At 46.2% G+C, this 17,338-nt stretch carries 18 protein-coding genes and 1 tRNA gene; 14 read left to right on the forward strand and 5 right to left on the reverse strand.

What is annotated here, in order from left to right:
- The first annotated feature begins 23 nt into the window (after positions 1-23).
- Positions 24-407, forward strand: coding sequence for a glutathione S-transferase N-terminal domain-containing protein (locus U0358_RS06430; protein ID WP_322407420.1), 384 nt, complete (start codon positions 24-26; stop codon positions 405-407).
- Here U0358_RS06430 and U0358_RS06435 read toward each other — a convergent pair.
- Positions 404-1,246, reverse strand: coding sequence for a TIGR02285 family protein (locus U0358_RS06435; protein ID WP_322407421.1), 843 nt, complete (start codon positions 1,244-1,246; stop codon positions 404-406). The two genes, U0358_RS06430 and U0358_RS06435, sit on opposite strands and share 4 nt — an antisense overlap.
- A gap of 115 nt (positions 1,247-1,361) precedes the next feature.
- Here U0358_RS06435 and U0358_RS06440 point away from each other — a divergent pair, with 115 nt between their 5' ends.
- A complete protein-coding gene (locus tag U0358_RS06440; protein ID WP_322407422.1) occupies positions 1,362-1,862 on the forward strand; it encodes an alpha/beta hydrolase in 501 nt (166 codons plus the stop codon).
- 3 nt (positions 1,863-1,865) lie between these two features.
- Complete coding sequence (locus tag U0358_RS06445; RefSeq protein WP_322407423.1) at positions 1,866-2,270, forward strand: HIT domain-containing protein; 405 nt, start codon at positions 1,866-1,868, stop codon at positions 2,268-2,270.
- Here U0358_RS06445 and U0358_RS06450 read toward each other — a convergent pair.
- On the reverse strand, positions 2,260-4,173 hold the full coding sequence (locus U0358_RS06450; RefSeq protein WP_317496808.1) for a methyl-accepting chemotaxis protein: 1,914 nt from the start codon (positions 4,171-4,173) through the stop codon (positions 2,260-2,262). The genes U0358_RS06445 and U0358_RS06450 overlap by 11 nt on opposite strands.
- 122 nt (positions 4,174-4,295) lie before the next feature.
- Here U0358_RS06450 and U0358_RS06455 point away from each other — a divergent pair, with 122 nt between their 5' ends.
- From U0358_RS06455 to U0358_RS06500, 10 genes are all read left to right on the forward strand, one after another.
- On the forward strand, positions 4,296-5,354 hold the full coding sequence (locus U0358_RS06455; protein ID WP_322407424.1) for a Fic family protein: 1,059 nt from the start codon (positions 4,296-4,298) through the stop codon (positions 5,352-5,354).
- 233 nt (positions 5,355-5,587) lie between these two features.
- Positions 5,588-7,078 (forward strand): site-specific integrase, encoded by a 1,491-nt coding sequence (locus U0358_RS06460; protein ID WP_322407425.1) that lies wholly within the window; start codon positions 5,588-5,590, stop codon positions 7,076-7,078.
- Positions 7,078-7,545: a hypothetical protein gene (locus U0358_RS06465; protein ID WP_322407426.1), complete on the forward strand. Its 468-nt coding sequence runs from the start codon at positions 7,078-7,080 to the stop codon at positions 7,543-7,545. Before U0358_RS06460 ends, U0358_RS06465 begins: the two co-directional genes overlap by 1 nt.
- A 115-nt stretch (positions 7,546-7,660) precedes the next feature.
- On the forward strand, positions 7,661-7,867 hold the full coding sequence (locus U0358_RS06470; RefSeq protein ID WP_322407428.1) for a helix-turn-helix transcriptional regulator: 207 nt from the start codon (positions 7,661-7,663) through the stop codon (positions 7,865-7,867).
- A gap of 2 nt (positions 7,868-7,869) precedes the next feature.
- Complete coding sequence (locus U0358_RS06475; RefSeq protein WP_322407429.1) at positions 7,870-8,163, forward strand: helix-turn-helix domain-containing protein; 294 nt, start codon at positions 7,870-7,872, stop codon at positions 8,161-8,163.
- A gap of 2 nt (positions 8,164-8,165) precedes the next feature.
- Positions 8,166-8,411 carry a hypothetical protein gene (locus tag U0358_RS06480; protein ID WP_322407430.1) on the forward strand — a complete coding sequence of 82 codons (246 nt, stop codon included), beginning with the start codon at positions 8,166-8,168 and terminating at the stop codon, positions 8,409-8,411.
- On the forward strand, positions 8,411-10,645 hold the full coding sequence (locus U0358_RS06485; protein WP_322407431.1) for an AAA family ATPase: 2,235 nt from the start codon (positions 8,411-8,413) through the stop codon (positions 10,643-10,645). Before U0358_RS06480 ends, U0358_RS06485 begins: the two co-directional genes overlap by 1 nt.
- A 616-nt stretch (positions 10,646-11,261) precedes the next feature.
- Positions 11,262-11,609 carry a hypothetical protein gene (locus U0358_RS06490; protein WP_322407433.1) on the forward strand — a complete coding sequence of 116 codons (348 nt, stop codon included), beginning with the start codon at positions 11,262-11,264 and terminating at the stop codon, positions 11,607-11,609.
- Positions 11,609-13,006: a terminase large subunit domain-containing protein gene (locus U0358_RS06495; RefSeq protein ID WP_322407434.1), complete on the forward strand. Its 1,398-nt coding sequence runs from the start codon at positions 11,609-11,611 to the stop codon at positions 13,004-13,006. Before U0358_RS06490 ends, U0358_RS06495 begins: the two co-directional genes overlap by 1 nt.
- A 14-nt stretch (positions 13,007-13,020) precedes the next feature.
- Positions 13,021-13,746 carry a hypothetical protein gene (locus tag U0358_RS06500; RefSeq protein ID WP_322407435.1) on the forward strand — a complete coding sequence of 242 codons (726 nt, stop codon included), beginning with the start codon at positions 13,021-13,023 and terminating at the stop codon, positions 13,744-13,746.
- Between the two features lie 257 nt (positions 13,747-14,003).
- On the opposite strand, the gene U0358_RS06505 is transcribed toward U0358_RS06500, so the two are convergent.
- The 3 genes from U0358_RS06505 to U0358_RS06515 form a co-directional block, all read right to left on the reverse strand.
- On the reverse strand, positions 14,004-14,168 hold the full coding sequence (locus U0358_RS06505) for a hypothetical protein (RefSeq protein ID WP_322407436.1): 165 nt from the start codon (positions 14,166-14,168) through the stop codon (positions 14,004-14,006).
- Positions 14,169-14,369: 201 nt separating this feature from the next.
- Positions 14,370-14,446: transfer RNA gene (locus U0358_RS06510), tRNA-Pro, on the reverse strand.
- Between the two features lie 86 nt (positions 14,447-14,532).
- Positions 14,533-16,167, reverse strand: coding sequence for a DUF3413 domain-containing protein (locus U0358_RS06515; protein WP_322407437.1), 1,635 nt, complete (start codon positions 16,165-16,167; stop codon positions 14,533-14,535).
- Positions 16,168-16,234: 67 nt separating this feature from the next.
- On the opposite strand from U0358_RS06515, the gene yejK reads away from it, so the two are divergent.
- The gene (gene yejK / locus U0358_RS06520; RefSeq protein WP_317496821.1) at positions 16,235-17,278 is read left to right on the forward strand and encodes a nucleoid-associated protein YejK; all 1,044 of its coding nucleotides are present in this window, start codon (positions 16,235-16,237) and stop codon (positions 17,276-17,278) included.
- The last annotated feature ends 60 nt before the right edge of the window (positions 17,279-17,338 follow it).

A 17,338-nucleotide genomic window follows, 5' to 3' on the forward strand; every position in this document is an offset into this window, starting at 1 on the left:
ACAGGCAGTCTGGTTGTATTTTTATGAGAATTATTATTCGTTACTTTTTTCGTACTCTACGGCTTATTTTAACGCCTATTGTTTTACTGATTGAAAAGTTGACCACGCCAAAAGGCCTGAGCCGCAGTGATGAGGCTCAGCAACAGGTAGATGAAGCCTGCAAGTCGTTGGCTCTTTATCAATTTGCTGCTTGCCCGTTTTGCGTCAAGGTACGTAAGGAAATTGCCCGCCTTAATCTGAATATAGAATTAAGAGATGCAAAAAATAATGAGCAGCACAGACAAGAGCTGTTAGACGGCGGCGGCAGAGTTAAAGTGCCGTGTCTGCGCATTGAGCAGAACGATAAAGTACAGTGGATGTATGAGTCCGACGACATTAACAAGTATTTACAACAGCGCTTTGCTTAATCAAACATTGGGCGATTGGTTCCTAGCCACTGATCCAGGCTTTGCTGAAAGTCCGGATCAGCTTGAAGCTCGTTGATGACCGCATTAAGGTGTCGAACGGCTTTATGTCCCCACTCATTATTACTGCAGCCAACCGCTCCCTCTATAACCACACCCTCGTATTCTTCAATAGGCAAAAACACCAGTCCATTGCTTTTAAACTTGGTTTTGTTGTAGTAAGTCATGACCATTTCATAATCGATAGTGTAATCAATACGCTCGTTGACTATCATGGTCAGCAAATTGATGTGGGCATTGTCGCCGCTGATGAAACTGAAATTATCTGAATCAATAAGGTGCTCTTCCAGCAGAGGCTGCAGGCGGCCGTAACGGCGTTCAGCGGGTTGCGCAAAGCGTAAGTTTGAGTCCTGAACCAGACTGGAAAAATCTACTGGTTGACCATACTTTCCAATGATCCTGGCCGCTGTGTCAGCACGGGTAATAATACCGTGCGGTTGGTACCGGTGAGTTGTTTTGGTGTAATTAAATTCGGAATTATAACTTGCTTCTTTAATCAGGCAGGGAAAACACAGATTCTTGTTCTTTCGCATAAGCATGGTGATGCGGCGGGAGGGCAACTTTCTGACCTTGTGCGACAGTTCCGGTAGCTGGCGCTGAAAGCTGCTGACTAAAGCATCGCAAAAACCTTGCTCTTCGTACTTGCCATCAAATATATGAAAAGGGGGAGAGGAGTTTACTCCCCAGATAATGTCCTCCTGCCCGGCAAGGCTGCTTGAGCTAAACAAAACCACTATAGATAATGCGGTGTACAGCGCAACAAGTTGCTTGTTAAAGGTCATAGTAACCGCCTTTCTTTATAATGAACGTTTTTACTATCATGATAAAAGGTTACATTGTTATTTAATTGTTATATCTGATGGTTCTATCTAAGCACAAAATATAGGTAATTGCTAAATGCAGGTTATTTTTAATCACGGAAAAGAGAGCGGTCCCTGGGGCACCAAAATTAAAGTTTTAGCAAAAACCGCTGAAGCTTTAGGGTTTAGCGTAACCAGTGTCGATTATCAGGGTATTGATGATCCTGATCAGCGCGTGGAAAAACTCACGACTTATATTGAAGCACTAACGGAAAATTTCTTACTGGTTGGCTCCAGTATGGGTGGTTACGTGGCAACGGTTGCAGCAGCTAAAACAAAGAGCCGGGGGCTGTTCTTAATGGCTCCGGCCTTTTACTTAGGTGGTCAGGCAAATTTTGACGAACTAACACCGGCTTGTAAGGCTCAAATTGTTCATGGCTGGAACGACGATATTGTGCCTGTCGAAAACAGTTGGCGTTATGCGGAAAGAACCAGGGCAGAGTTACACCTGGTGAATGATGATCACCGTTTAATTGACAGCCTGCCGCAAACTAATGCACTGTTTAAACGGTTTCTTGAAACATTACTAGAAGGATAGGTCATGGAATATACATTATCTTCGGAATTAGCCAGAGACAGTTACCATTTAACCGATTGGCCGCTATGCGAAGTCAGAGTCATGAATGACAGACAGTTTCCGTGGTTTTTGTTGGTTCCTAAAGTAGCAGACGTGCGCGAAGCCATAGATCTCTCTGAAGATAACCAACTGCAGTTGCTGCAAGAAAGCCGGTTTCTTTGCCACTGGCTAAAAGCTGAATACCAACCCGATAAACTCAATGTTGCTGCTTTAGGAAATCAGGTTCCGCAGTTGCATGTGCATCATATAGCGCGGTTCCAAACTGACGTTGCCTGGCCGGCGCCGGTTTGGGGAAAACAGCCAATGCAACCGCTTGAAGAAAGCGAAGTGGCAAGGCTGCAATCGCTGTTCGCTGATATTACGTTTTAAATTGCTCAAGTTGAGTGCGTAAGCTATCGGCAAGAGACGACATCTGCTCGCACTCACTATGGCTGCTTTTAACTGCCGTTGATACCTGCGTAGAGAAGTCGGCAATTGCCTGGATATTCTTGGCTACATCTTGACTGACCGAAGCTTGCTCTTCTGTTGCAGTAGCAATTTGAGTACTCATATCAGCAGTTTCCTGTATCAGAACAACTAAATCGTTGAGCTTTTCATTAGCCGCAACAATACGCTCGCTCGTGCTTTCGGCCTTAGTGCGGTTCGCATCCATCGCTGAAACTGCTGCTTTAGAACCCTGTTGCAAGCTCTGAATTTTCTGACGAATTTGCTCTGTCGACTCGCTGGTTCGTTGCGACAAGGTTCGTACCTCGTCCGCCACCACAGCAAAGCCTCGTCCGGCTTCACCAGCCCGGGCTGACTCAATAGCTGCGTTTAACGCCAGTAAGTTGGTTTGTTCCGAAATACTCTCGATAGTATCAATGACAGTCACAATACCGGCAACTTCTGTCGCTAGATTCTCTACTGAACCTGCTGCGCTTTGCATAGAGGTTGACAACTCTTGCATGGTAGCAACCGCTTTTTGTAATTGCTGCTGGTTCTGAGAAGTGGTTTGCTGCGACGCACTGGCGTGATTGGCTGTCTGGTTTGAGTTTTCGGCAATTTCTCTAACCGTTGTTTCCATCTCACTCATTGCAACCGCGACCTGATCGGTTTTGTTTTCCTGTTCCCGGGACAGATTATCGATTTGCATCATCGAATTATCGATACCTTGCACTTTCTCATTGACTTCGTAAGCTGTATTTCGGACATGAGTAATGATACTACCAAGGTTGGCGACAAAAGCATTAAAGCCGTTTGCCAAATCCCCAATTTCATCACTACTATTGATATCCAGACGCTGCGTTAAATCGCCCCCCTCGTTGGACATCCGGTTAAGGCTATTGGCCACGTATTTTATTGGACGAACAATACTTCGGGCATAAAACCAACTGGCTATAACAAAGCATAAGCCAATCACTAAGCTAATAAGTATTATGGCCATGACTGTCTGATTGAGCCCTTCATATAGTTCGCTCTCCGGTAACTCAATAACAATTCGCCAGTTACTGTTCGGCAGGTAAGTACTGGCTACGATTAAATCCTCTCCGCTTTGGTTGGTGTAACCGATTTCGACTTCGTTATCGCTCATTAGGTTATCAGCCACAGCGCTGCCAACCTCTTCTGATAATTTTCGGAAATTGCTTATGCGGGGATGGATCTGGATTTTACCTTCCTCATTAACCAGGTAGGCGATGCCATTTTCACCGACATTAAAATTGGCAACAGCATTTTGCAATGCTTCCAGACTCTGGCCTATACCACCGACCCCAAGAGTGCGATCATTGTCACTGATACGGACATTTACGAAGACGGTTGGTATGCCAGATAACTCATCCACATCAAAATTCAGTTCCTGATAAGTATTGCCATTTACAAAGTTAAAGAACCACTGGTCGCGTTCTTCATTAGGTGACATTGTTTTAAATAGACCGTCAGCAGTATAGTAGTTATTACTTCCTTTACTGACAGTGAAGGCTGTAACAGCGCTTCTTTCTTGATGTATACGGCTAAGGTAGCGGGTAATTTCCTGCTGTACACTTTCAGGTTCATCACTTTTTAGGGCATCGATTAAATATTGGTTGTTGGCCAGCTCTTGAGAAACCAACATAGGGGTGGTAATTAACTGGCTTATTTCCCCGCGAATTTCGCCCAGAGCCGCAGGAAGCTCTTGCTCCGTCACCCGCTCCTCAATTAATGAGCGCATCATGAAGGTCGAGACGCCCATAGCAATGACCAATATTGTTGTTAAAGCAATAGCCATACTTAAAGTTAATTTATTTTGTAAATTCATGATGCCCTCAAATAATTACCTTACGGCTTATATATACGTTAAGCTAATACCGTCATATCGGCCAAAATCATACAAAGATTAGAGCAAATAACGGAGCGTAACCTCAGGGTTACTGATAAGAAATGGCAGCAGCAGATTATTTGATTACCAGTAAATGCGTGAATTTAGTGGCGCGAATAAGCACCGAATTCGGTCGTTGGTTAGCATTACTTGAATCCGGTAAAAGCAATTTGGAAGAGTTTAAGTCTCAACAACTGCCTATTAAAGCTCATGCATCGGTTGGCCTGGATGAGCAGTCACAGCCGCTGGAGGGAATTCGCTTAGACGAAGCCTATAAAAAACTGTCTGAGTGGAATGTACATTCGGAATCAGATCTTAAAAACGCTCACCAAATGATTTGCGCCGCAGTAACGCCCAGTGCCGGAAGCTATCGTGCAACGGGAATGGGCGTTTACCGAAACAACAAATTGGTTCATATGACCGCGCCCGCAGGTCAGGCGGGGAAGTCGGTAAGAAGTTTATTGTCCTGGTTAGAGGAAAGTGACGATCATCCTTTAATAAAAGCCGCTATTTTTTTACAGCAGTTCGAATTTATTCAGCCGTTCTCTGTCGCTAATGGAGGCATTGGCCGGCTTTGGTTTAGCCTTATTTTAGCTCAATGGCATTCCGCGTTTGCCTGGTTAAGCTTTGAACAAACTTTTAAATTCAATAAAGACGAATATCTTGACTGCTTGCGTCGCTCAATTAGTGAAAATGATAGAGGTCTTATGGTTGAGTTTATTCTGGATTGTTTACAACAGAGCATCTCAACCACAGTGAAAGAAGAAAAAGACAAAGCAGCGATGCTGGAAGAAGCGAATATTTCGCATGATTTTTCTAGTGAAAGGGTGGTGAGTTCGGTAAAAAGTTCGCTGTTAGGTTCGGATAACGGTTCGGTTAAAGGTCGATATTCGGGTACTAGCACACGAAATATGGTGCTAAGGCTATTAAATGAGCAACCCGAATGGAGTGCTGCCAGAGTCGCAGAAGTGTTGAATATCTCCTCGCGCGCAGTAGAAAAACACATTTCTAAATTGAAAGAACAAGGGGTATTAATTCGAAAAGGTTCTGCCAGAGGAGGTTACTGGCGAGTGACAACCGAAATGGGAGAGCAGCTTAGCTTACCGGAATGGAACCAATGAATGCTTTTTTGAGTGTCACTAGAAGAAGAATTGGTCGGCGTGAGAGGATTTGAACCTCCGACCCCTGACACCCCATAAAATTCTAGCTTGTTCGCTGCAGACCCCACCAATAAAGGCTTAAGCCTTATTTGCAGTGACCTTTAGGGCAGTCACCCCTGTTTTACTTTGTAGCCTATTGTTGTTTGCAGTAGCCATTTATTGCCATATAATGGCTACTAATCGGCTACTAACTTTTGAATCGTAGCTACCTGACAAAGATCAACAGGGGCTTTATGCAAACTTCAATCACCACCACAGAAGCAAACAAGCTATTAAAGAGCGGTAGGATTTCGCAGCAAATTGGCTGCAGCTTAATCAAGGGCTTTCAGATCATAAAGATTCGTGACTATTCCGAAAAAAAGCTGAAGCACCGAGTGAAGATCATTAAAGCCGCTGCAGCTTTCCGATACCGCTATACGGATCTCTTGGGTAAAAGGCACGTAATAAAGATTGGTGAATATCCAGCTATGAAGCCCCAGCAAGCCGCCGAGATAGCCTTAGAGTGGCGCGTGAAGATCAAAAATGGAGAACCTGACCCGTTAGAGCAACGCAAGGAGTTAGCCGCGCAGAAGCGCACACAGGCACAAGAGGAAGCACAAAATCAGTATAGGAATACTGGCCGTTATTTTGAAGTTTATCGCCAACACTTGCTGGACAATTACCGCACAGGCCATGAAGTAGCAAACAAGATTAAAAGCTTTTCGTTTTTGTTTGACCGCGACATGGACAAGATAACGCCGCAAGATATGGATAGCTGGTATAGAGAAAAACAAAAAGCGGGGCTAAAGCGTCAAAGCCTTACAGGTTATTTAGGCGCATTTAAGGCTATGCTGAATTTTGCGGCTGGCACTAAAAAAGGCGACCAGAACAATAATCCAGTGATTGATTTTAACCCGTTGCGTGATTATTCATTACCGCGTCCAAACAATAAAGAACGGGAGTTAATGGAACAGCACACTAAGGCGCTCGAAGCAAAGCGCGATATGTTCAGCGATACGGTTCGCGAGGGTATTATGAATGGGCTAAACGGCTATGCCGAGCATATAAAAGCCCAGCGCCGAAGAAGTCGGAAACACGGCAAAGATCACTTGCCTGATTTAGACCAAGTGGCGTACCCGCATTGGTTTATACCGTTTGCCCATATTGCACGACTAACTGGCATGCGGCCAAGTGATATACGCGCCTTGCGTTGGGAGCAAATAAACCACAACCAGTTTAATGGTCACACTACTTTAGAGTTCACCCCACAAAAGACCAAAGACAAAGGCGAGAAGCCCGTAAAGGTTCGCTTTCCCGTTGATGGTGAGTTGCTGGATATATTGAATAAGTGGCAATCGCAGCAAGGCAACCCAGCAACGGGCTTTTTATTCCAATCTAGCCGAACGGGTGGGCAGATAGAGCGCAAGGCGTATCTAAAGCATTGGGCGCACGTTTTGGATATTGGAAAATTGCCAGAGGATTTAGACTTTTATTCATTCCGCCATAACTTCATTTCGTCACTGGTTAAACGAAACGTGCCTTTAATCAAGATTGCGCGGTTAGTAGGGCATACAAACACGGATATGATAGTCCGATATTATTTGCGAGAAGATGAAGAGGACATGCTAGAAGTAGCAACGCTAGCCGCTGACGGGTGGGGACAGACAAAGCAAACAAGCGCGGCTAAAGCTGCAGGGGGCGAGTAATGAGCGAGCTACGCATAAAGATAGAAGAAAATACAAGCCGCAGTTGGGTGGCAGCAATAGACTCATGGGATTATTGCGACCCTAAGCCCCTTTCATTGATGATCCAAAAGCATGGCGTTCCGAGCGAATTAAACCAGCTTGTAGCGGCTATTATTTCAGGTGATAGGAAGCAAAAAACAAAGGCTAACAGTAGCAAGATTGATGCTAACCAAAGAATGATGATTGCGGAAACCTACTTATCAATTCGACAAGTGCCCGAGAGTGTTTTAGCCAAGCGCACAGCGCCGAATTATGAAGAAGTAGCAGACAAAAATGGAGAGGAGATAAAAGACGAGCTGATAGACTATCGAGGATCACAAAGACGGTATGATGAAAAAGTGGCAAAAATGCTAGGGGTTAGTCCTAGAACCCTGAAAAGCCTAATTTCTGAATATCGAGAAAAAATAAAAAACTACCCAAATTTATAGACTTACGTTAAACGGTGCAGAGCAACTGTCATTTGCTTTGCACTACCTATTTCGACCGTTTGCCGATGTGTCTATTGAATAGGTAAGGCCTACAAACAATTGAGAGGTCTTACCTATGGCACAAAACACTTACAACAAAACACCAGAAAGCGATTTATTACGCCCTAAACAGGCAGCCGCTTACCTAAACCTTCACCGTGTAACGCTTTATAAACTAAGCGAGCGTGATCCGTCATTTCCTCGAAAACTCAAAGCAGGCGAGCGCCTTTGCTACTACCGCAAAAGCGACCTTGATTCGTGGCTGCAGAGCTTGGAGGTTTAGTCATGAGTTACGAGCATGAATTAATCCAAAATCACCGCAAGTGGTTACAGCAAGACCTGAAAGGCACAGCCTCGCATTGTGCATTACTCTCGCTTATTGCTTGCCGCTTACAACGCGGCGAGATGAAGCTCAAAGCCCTGCTAAAGCTAGGAAGTGAGCAAGGTTATACACCGAGTGCAGTTCGCAATATATTGCGCCGACTGATGCAAGCGGGGTTAATCGAGTATGAACACAAAGACCCTTCAATTTTTGTCCGCTTGAACACGGACGGCCAGCAATTTTTAGCGGGGGTGTGATCATGCGTGATGAACAAGTCAGAAAACTTTACCGCGTAATACTTACACAGCCATTGAAGCCACAGAACAAGGCCGCTAAAGACTTATTAGACCGCTTTATGGCGACTTATGGAGAGCGTGTTCGCCTACTTAATTTAGGCCGTTCAGGGCAAGCCCGTGAGCTTTGGCTAGAGATAAGAACCTTAGCCGAGCAGATACAGCACCTTATGAACAGCGGCGATGTTTTGATCTTAGAGGGGGCGCAATAATGGCTATTCAAAAGAAAGCCCCAGCGGCAACTGGGGCAAGCGAAGAAAATCAGGTTATCTGCAGTTCAAATACTAACCTATGTTCAGGCTTTGGGCAATTTCATAGCACCAAAAACAAGCGCGACCCGAAACCTTATGTGCCTGTTACTTTGGAGCAAATAACAGAAATGCTACCTAGCCCCCAATGCGTGGCTAAAGAAACAGCACAATGGGTGATATTTTCAAACCTTGCCAGTCGTGAAGTCGTAGAGCAGCGCGCAAACGGTAAATTCTATGCGTTATGGGCGGATATTGATAAAGCGGACGGCAAACCATTTTCCGATTTATTTAACCTTGCTGATGAAGCTTTAGATGCTGAATTGCTCGGGTACACCAGCCGCAGTGCGACTGAACAAAACCAGAAATGCCGCCTAATAGTTCCATTGGAGCACGCCGTTAACGGTAGCGATTTTGAGATAATGCAAAAGATACTCAATGACAAGCTAGAAGCGGCTGGCATTGAGCCTGACCGCAAAACTGAAACCGCTAACCAAGTTTGTTATTTACCTAATCGGGGCGATTTTTACGACTTCATGGAAAACCCGTTCAGCGGCAAGCTTTCCGTTGATATGTGGGGCGATGATTTTCGTGCAGAGCTTGAAGCTGCAGAAGCCGCAGAGCGAGAGCGCAGAGAGCGACTAGAGCAGAGCAAGCGCAAGGCCTATGAACGTATGCAAAGCGGCATGAAAAGCCCGCTAGACGCTTACAACGCTTCATATTCAGCCGTTGATTTATTGCAGCAATACGGCGGCAAGGTAGTAGGAAGCCGAGCTATATCGCCTTTATCCCAAAGCGGAAACGCTGGAATGGTTATTCAGGAAAGCGGCAAGCTATTAAGCCACCACGGCAGCGACACAGAAGCGGGGCTAGGTAAGCAGACCCAAAGCGGGAAAGCGCGGATCATTGATGCTTGGGATTTATTCAAGTTCTTTGAATATGGCAACGATGAAACCGCAGCTTTGAAAGCCGCTGGCGATATGTTTACCAACGTGGAGGGCGTAACGATTACCAAACAGAACCAGCGCGAATATATGTCCGAGCAGAGCGCTAAACCCGAAGAAGTTACCGCCATGTTTGAAAACATACAACCTAGCCCCGCTGGGGGCGAATTAAAGCAACCAAACGAAAAGCCAAAGTTCGACTTTACCAAATTCGCACTGAATGGGAGTTCCGCAACAATGGAAGCGCAAATGCTAGAGGATAAATTTGTATTAGAGGGCGTGGCGATACTAGGACAGGCAACCGCACTTTACGCCAAGCCCAATAGCGGTAAAACCTTGTTAACGCTTCATTTGTTATGCGAGGGGCTAGAGCGCGGCGAAGTGGAGGGCAAAGACGTTTTTTATATCAATGCCGATGATAACTACAAAGGCCTTGTTACAAAGCTAAAAATTGCGGAGCAATACGGCTTTAATATGGTTGCGCCAGGCTTTAATGATTTCAGCGTAAATGAGTTTGCTCTATATATGACTCAAATGATCAATAGTGACACTTGTCGGGGTAAGGTTATTATTCTCGACACGCTAAAGAAATTTACTAATATCATGGATAAGAAAGTAGCGAGTGATTTCGGTAAAGTCATGCGGGGCTTTGTATCTAAAGGCGGCACAATGATTTTGCTGGCGCACACAAACAAAAACCGCGACCTAGAGGGTAAAGTAGTATTTTCAGGTACTAGCGATATTGTGGACGATGTGGATTGCGCCTATACGATAGACGTTACCGAGAGCAGCGACCAAAGCAAAACTGTATTGTTTGAGAACATTAAAAGCCGTGGTGACGTTGAGCAGTCTATAGCCTATAGCTATGCGAACAGCATAACGGCGGCAACGGGCGGCTATACCGCTTTGCTCGATTCCGTTTGCAAGGTAAGTGAAGCGGACGCAGAGGAAGCGAAGCGCCAGCGCGGGATCATGGACAAGCTGGAGAAGAACGCGGACATCATCGAAGCTATATTAGAAGCGTTATCGGGCGGCGAGATGAAGAAAACCGACTTGATAGAAGAAGCGCACAAACTATCAGGCGTTTCTAAAGAGCGAGTGACCAAGACGCTGAACGCTCATACAGGCGGCGACTATAGCAAAGGGCATCGCTGGACGCGGCGCAAGGGTGAAAAGCACAGCTATTTCTACCGTTCGCTAGAATACATTTCGCCAGTAATAGGGCTTTACGATAAGTTAAGTAACGGCGAGTAATTAGAAGCCCCTTAATTGGGGCTTTTTTGTGCCTGACCCGCACACACTGGAAAATTAGAAAATTTAAGAAATTAGAATCAGTGTAGTTTCGATGGGGTGGCGAGGTGGTCATTATTTAGCCACGCTTGGGTTTTTAATGTCGCTACAGCCCTTGCTATTGCTTAATTTCTTAAATTTTCCTAATTACTCTAATTTCTCAAAAAAATTAAATAATCTGTATTTTCTAAATAGTGGGGTAGAGTAGAAAATAAGAACCCCGCATGGCTAAAATCACGGGGGTAAAAATAGCCCCTTTTTTGATACCTACCCCCTGAAAACCCACCTAAAACACCTAAAAATCAGCGTTTAACTTTAGACCCCTGTCCTATTGTGGCAGTCAGCCCGTTGCTACAAGCCTTTTATATTAGTCTTTGTTGTTTATCTTTGTAGTTTGATAGCCAATTAGTAGCCATTTACCCTAGATTTACCCGTGTGATAGGGCATAATTATAGTTAGTGGTCAGACCAGTTAGAGGGTAAATAGTGAACGACTTAAACAAGCAATTTTTAGCTTCAATGTTTGTCGGCTTTGGTGCTGGCCTTTCAATCGTTTTATTAACCGCACTGGTAGCAGGATTATGAGCAAGCACGTTCCCGACAACTATTCACCCAACTGGCTGCAGAGTATCGACCAGCGCACCAGTGTAGCGCAATCGCTTAAACGGCGTTATGGCGAGCTTGCTGCAGACTTGGGCGGCGAATCAACCCTGAGCTATCAGCAACGCGCTCTAATCGATCGTGCGTTATTCCTTGAGTTTCACCTACAACAGGAAGAAGTAAAGCTAGCAAGCGGCGCGGAGTTTGATTCTGGCCGTTGGGTGCAGTCATGCAACGCCCTGCTAGGGATATTCAAAACGCTGGGGCTTCAACGCCAAGCGCGTGAAGTGACGTTAGCCAGCTACGTTAAAGCCAAAGGCGACAAGTGATGAACATAATAGAGTTTATGAGCGACCCCGCGTTATGTGGCGACCAGTTCAACGGTGAAAGCTGGAACGGCTGGCGCTCATTACTCAAAGGCTTTTACGGCTTGCCGATGACTGAGGACGAGCAAGACCTATATAACGCACTGACAGAGCGAACAGACACGCCCACCAGCGCGTCTAAAGAGCTTTGGTTAGCCATTGGCCGCCGTGGTGGTAAGTCACAGATAGCGGCGCTCATAGCGGTTTATGAAGCCTTTTTGAATGACTACCGCGACCAGCTTTCAGCGGGTGAGATAGCCACAGCGATGGTGATCGCCGCCGATAGGAAACAGGCGCGGGCAATCTTTCGTTACGTTCAGGGCATTGTGGACGGTTCGCCCATGCTGTCAACGATGGTATTACGCGAAACGACCGAGAGCCTAGAGCTAACCAACCGCAACGCAATCGAGATCACCACCGCCAGCCACCGCCGCACCCGTGGTTATACCTGTTCGCTGGTGTTGGCCGATGAAATAGCGTTTTGGTATCAGGACGGGGCAAACCCTGACAGGGAGATCATAAACGCGCTACGTCCGTCACTGGCAACGCTGGGCGGTAAACTGATTGCCTTGTCGTCACCTTATGCCCGCAAGGGTGTTTTATACGATGCTTATCGCACCTATTACGGCAAAGAGGATAAGCGCGTCATGGTGGCAAAAGCACCAACGCAAGTAATGAACCCGACACTCGACCCTGAGATCATCGAACAGGCATACCGCGAAGATGAAGCCAGCGCAAAAGCCGAATATGGGGCAGAGTTCAGAAGTGACGTAGAGAGCTTTATTAGTCGGGAAGCCGTGGAAGCGGTCACAATCACCGACAGGCTAGAGCTACCACCCGCCCGCGCTAACTATTACCTAGCGTTTGTTGATGCTGCAGGCGGAAGCGGTCAAGACTCTATGACATGCGCCGTTGCCCACCGTGACGGTAAAGACGACTCACTAATCATTGACGCGGTACGAGCCATTAAACCGCCGTTTAGTCCTGAGTCAGTTGTTCAGGAGTTTTGCGACCTGTTCAAGCTCTACGGCGTTAAGCAAGTGGTGGGCGATAGATGGGGAGGCGATTTTGTCCGTGAGCAGTTCCGCAAGCGTGGCATTAACTACCAGCCCAGCGAGCGCACCAAGTCAGAAATTTACGCCGAGATGCTACCGCTTATTAACTCGCAGCGCGTCCAGTTGCCCGACATTCAGCGTTTAACCAACGAGCTTACAGGTTTAGAGCGCCGCAACGCCAGCGGCGGTAAGCCAAAGATAGACCACGCACCGAACCAGCATGATGACATGATTAACAGTGTGGCAGGTGCATTAGTTTTAGCTAACGAACGGCGCAAGCTCATTCCCGCGCCACCATTTCATTAAGTAGAGGTATTACCATGAGTAAAAACACACCCAAAAAACCGCCGTTTCTTAATTCAGAGAAAGCCCAACAGATTTTTAATCAGGCCGTCCCTGAATACTATCAGGCAACGAATACAATCGACCGCATGAGTAAAGCGTACGACTCATTGTCAAAGCTACACAGCACACCCGACCCTGAATTGAGCAGAAGCGCCCACGCTTTAAAGGTGAAACGGGAGGCCGAGAGAGCATTAGCAACGCTTAAAAAATCGGTTTTAACGTCATTCGACAGACTATCTAGCCGCCGCGAGGGTGTTTATCGCGAAGCGTACAAAGCAGCGGGGTATTTTGAGCCGTTGCCCGAGTCCGCATTGGTGGAAGTTCGCTCCCGCTTGGCTAGCTTGTCGCAGAAGCAACGCGAGGGTGAAATCAAATCAGCTTTTGAGCGTGGCGACATGTATATCATTCGCGCCGTAAATGAAGCAGCATCGCCGTTTCTTGTGGGTACTCATACACTCCCGCTTGAGTCGATGGTAGAGCAGCATATTCGCAGCGTATCACCTGACCTTGATGAAAAGATTGCAGAGATTGACGACCTGACCAAACGCCTAGATTTTGCCGCTGATGGTTTTGTCGATTCTGTTAAGCAGATGCGAGATCCACGGGCAGAGAGTGAAGCGGACGAACAGCGCTCGATTACTGACGACGCGACAAACGGCCTTAATGACGCGCTGTCAGGCTTGGACGCGGTAAGCGAATAATGATTAACCTAGACCGCAATCGGACACCAGAAGAACGGCTGATGCTTGCGGTCTTACTTTCGCTGATGTGTGATGCAATCGCGCACTATCAAGGTAAGAAGCCGCCCGAATATCAGCCGCATAACATTTATCAGTTGGCCTACGATGACATAATCAGCGGCGGCGAAATGGTGGAGCATTGTTGCACTCAAGCGGGCTTTAACGTGGATTACGTTATAGACACCTTTCATCGAGTCAAAGAAATTCCTGTAAGCTCCCTACGGACGCGGTTCAGGCTCTAACTGGCGGTTAAACTTACTGGCCAGCTTGTCTAATTCAGCTTGAATTTGCTCGACCTGTTCAGCAGCACTATCACGCCGCCAAATGAAATAGTTGAGAGCTTTAGCCAGTTCTTGCGCGTGTAACAATTCCCGTTTGTTCATTATCTTATCCCTAGTTGATGTTGAAACAAAAGAATAGCAAAACGCGGGGCTAAATACTCGAGCGGAATGTGTACGCAATAGCGTATAAATTTGTAAGCCAATAATTGGCTACTAAATGGCTACCAGTTATTCCAAATTATTCTAAGGGCATAAAAAAGGGGCTTAGACAATCGCCTAAACCCCTGATTTATATTGATTTATTGGTCGGCGTGAGAGGATTTGAACCTCCGACCCCTGACACCCCATGACAGTGCGCTACCAAGCTGCGCCACACGCCGACCGAGGACTGCTATGTTACTGGATTAAGCCGAATTAGCAAGTCTCAACACGCTCTCCGACGCTCAACTGCTGCTATTTTCGACAATTACTCTTTGTTTTCAGTTTCGCTAAAGCGCTTTAGGTCTTTCAGTGCGTCGATAAGCACCGGAACGGGCGGTTCGGCCTGTTTTTTCAGTTCAAAATCGCCGCTGCTGTATACGCTAAATTGACCACTATTATCTAAAATCGTAATCTCTTTCTGGTCGTAAATAACAATAAAAGGACTGTAGGTTTCAACTAGCGGCCAGCTGCGCTTAGGTGTCTGCAGGCTTTCGCCGTTCGTGTAATTTTTATGAGAACCCGCGCAGGAGATGCGATCTTCCAGCATGGTTGGAACCAAATCCATAAGTCCGGCAATGGGTTGGTCAGCAAGTTGGTAATGTCGTTGCCAAAGCGGAACTTGCATGTTTTCAAGGGCAAATTGCTTGTTACCCAATAACTCTTCACTTTGCGCAGGAGACAACGCTGTGAGCAGCAGTTGTTGGTCTCCGGTTTGCTGAAGGACCTTGTTTAAAGTAGAAATATCTTCTTCAGCAATTAAAATGACATTAATTTGGTTCTGAGGGTGAGAGGTAAACTCAGTCAACTGCTGGCTTTGCCAGTCAGGATGAAACTGACTTAGACTCAAAGAGCTGCCCCAGTTTTCGCTGTGATACCAACGCACATCAAAATTAAAGTCGTTAAGCGGCTTAAGGTAAGCGGGCTTCAGCTGCTGTCGCTCAATGGACTCCTGATAAAAGTCGGGCAAGCCATAAAGCACCTGAAATAATCCGCCGTCGCGGTTCGGATGAGCCAATAGTTTAAGCTGAGGTCGCTCTAGTTGATGTTTGGCTGCCAGAGTTTCCAGCTCTTTCTGAATTTCGCTACTGCTACGCTCAAATAGAATGAGGGTTGTTGATTGCTGAAAGTCTGTTTTAGAGCACAAAAGTGGTTGCTGAGGGTACTTAAGTTTTATTTTATCGGTAGCCATCAGCATTTGTTGTCTGGCCTGGTAGCTCTCAACATCAATGACTCCATGCTTAGCCATTAATGTTTTTGCCGTTGTTGGGTAGGACAGAGGAAACATGTCGTCTTGTTGGGTAATAGGATCGTACAACACCGCGTCAGCCCAAACATGAATACTGTGACTAACGAAAAAGCATAAAAGGAAAATGACTGTGACCGGAGCGCCGATTCTTCGTTGTTGTAGGTATTCCAGGCGCTTCCAGGCGAGGTTAGCCAACAGCAGCTGTATCCCGACAGTGACTAAAAAACCTAACAGCACGCCGGAAATAATAACGAAACTTGCTCCTGTGAAAACCGCTTCTGCATCGCGAGTCATTTGCGCCATAGAATAGGTGTTCAAATGATACCCGTATTGACGAAAGAACAGCGCATCTGCGATAAGCGCTATCAGGCCGAATGAGGCTATCAGGGCGGCAAACCCCCGTAATATTTTGGAGTAGGGAACAACCAGGCAAAATGGGAATATCAGAATAATAAAGAATATAAAAGGCAGGAAGGCAAAGTGGCCTATCCAGCTGACGAGCATGTAGAGATTACCGATAGCCGTGGAGGACTTCGGGGCCGCTTCAATATACAAAAGTCCAATAAACAGGCAAAGGACGATATTGGCAAAGGTAAACCAATGTCCCCAGCTTATTAATCGGGCAATTTTATCCCTACGTTGGTACTTTCCCATCGTTCGTCAGTCCCGTGTTACAATGGCATTATAGTAACACAGCAAAACAGCAAGGATAGTCCCCGTTATGCAATTGCGGATAGAAGAAAGTATTATTCACCAGTTTTATCAAAATGACGGACAAGTCGGGCTTCGTTTGGCTCCTTCGGCGTTAACGGAAGATGACCAGTTGCACGATTTGTTAGTCGAATTAACGGACGTATATACCAGCAAACCGGCAAAAGGTTATGCGAGTTTTCTTAAAGATGACGAAGAGGGAGAGCCCGGTCCCTTCCCTGAGCATTTAACCTCCTGGTATGACGGGCGACTGGACTTTGTCGAATTCAGTCAGCAATCTGCCAAGCTATTGCTGGAACAACTGCAAAACTATAATTTGTTAGAAGCAGGCTTTTTGTTAGTCACCCGCTACCAGCATTTGAGTACTGAGTATCTACTGGTCTGTTTCTTACCCGTTAAAGAGGGGGTAACGATAAACCCCGAGCTGGCTGTTGACCGCTCGTCGCAGTTAGATATAACAAAAGTGCAACTGGCGGCTCGTATCGACTTAACCGAGTGGAAAACATCTCCGGAAAGTGAGCGCTATATTTCCTTTATTAAAGGACGCGCCGGTCGCAAGGTTTCAGATTTCTTCCTCGATTTTCTGGGATGTACTGAGCGTTTAAACTCAAAAGCTCATACACAACAGTTAGTCGATTCCGTACAAGAATATGCGAAACAGTCGGAATTGGAAACGGAACAACGGCAAGCGCTGAACAAAGCGGCTTATGAGTATTGTGACGACCAATGGAAGCAGGGAGACACAGTAAAAATTAAAGATCTATCAGAGCAATTTGCAGAGCAGTACCCGGTAGAAAAAAGCTTTGAGAGTTTCTCAAAGGATTTTGCTGAACAGAATTCACGCGAATTAGTCGATGACTTTCCGGCTGATAAGTCGACATTACGTAAGTTGGTTAAGTTTCAGGGGCAAGGTGGAGGCGTCAGCGTTGGCTTTGATCACACAGCCCTGGGGGAGAGAGTGCATTATGACGCGGCGACGGATACGTTAACAATTAATGGTACGCCGCCAAATTTACGTGATCAATTACGGCGCTATTTTGGTATAGATAGTTAGTTGGAGTGATTAAGTGAATTAAAACGCCGGACAAGCCGGCGTTTTGAAAGTACTTAAATT

The organism is Idiomarina sp. PL1-037 (assembly GCF_034422975.1).
Taxonomy (GTDB): domain Bacteria; phylum Pseudomonadota; class Gammaproteobacteria; order Enterobacterales; family Alteromonadaceae; genus Idiomarina.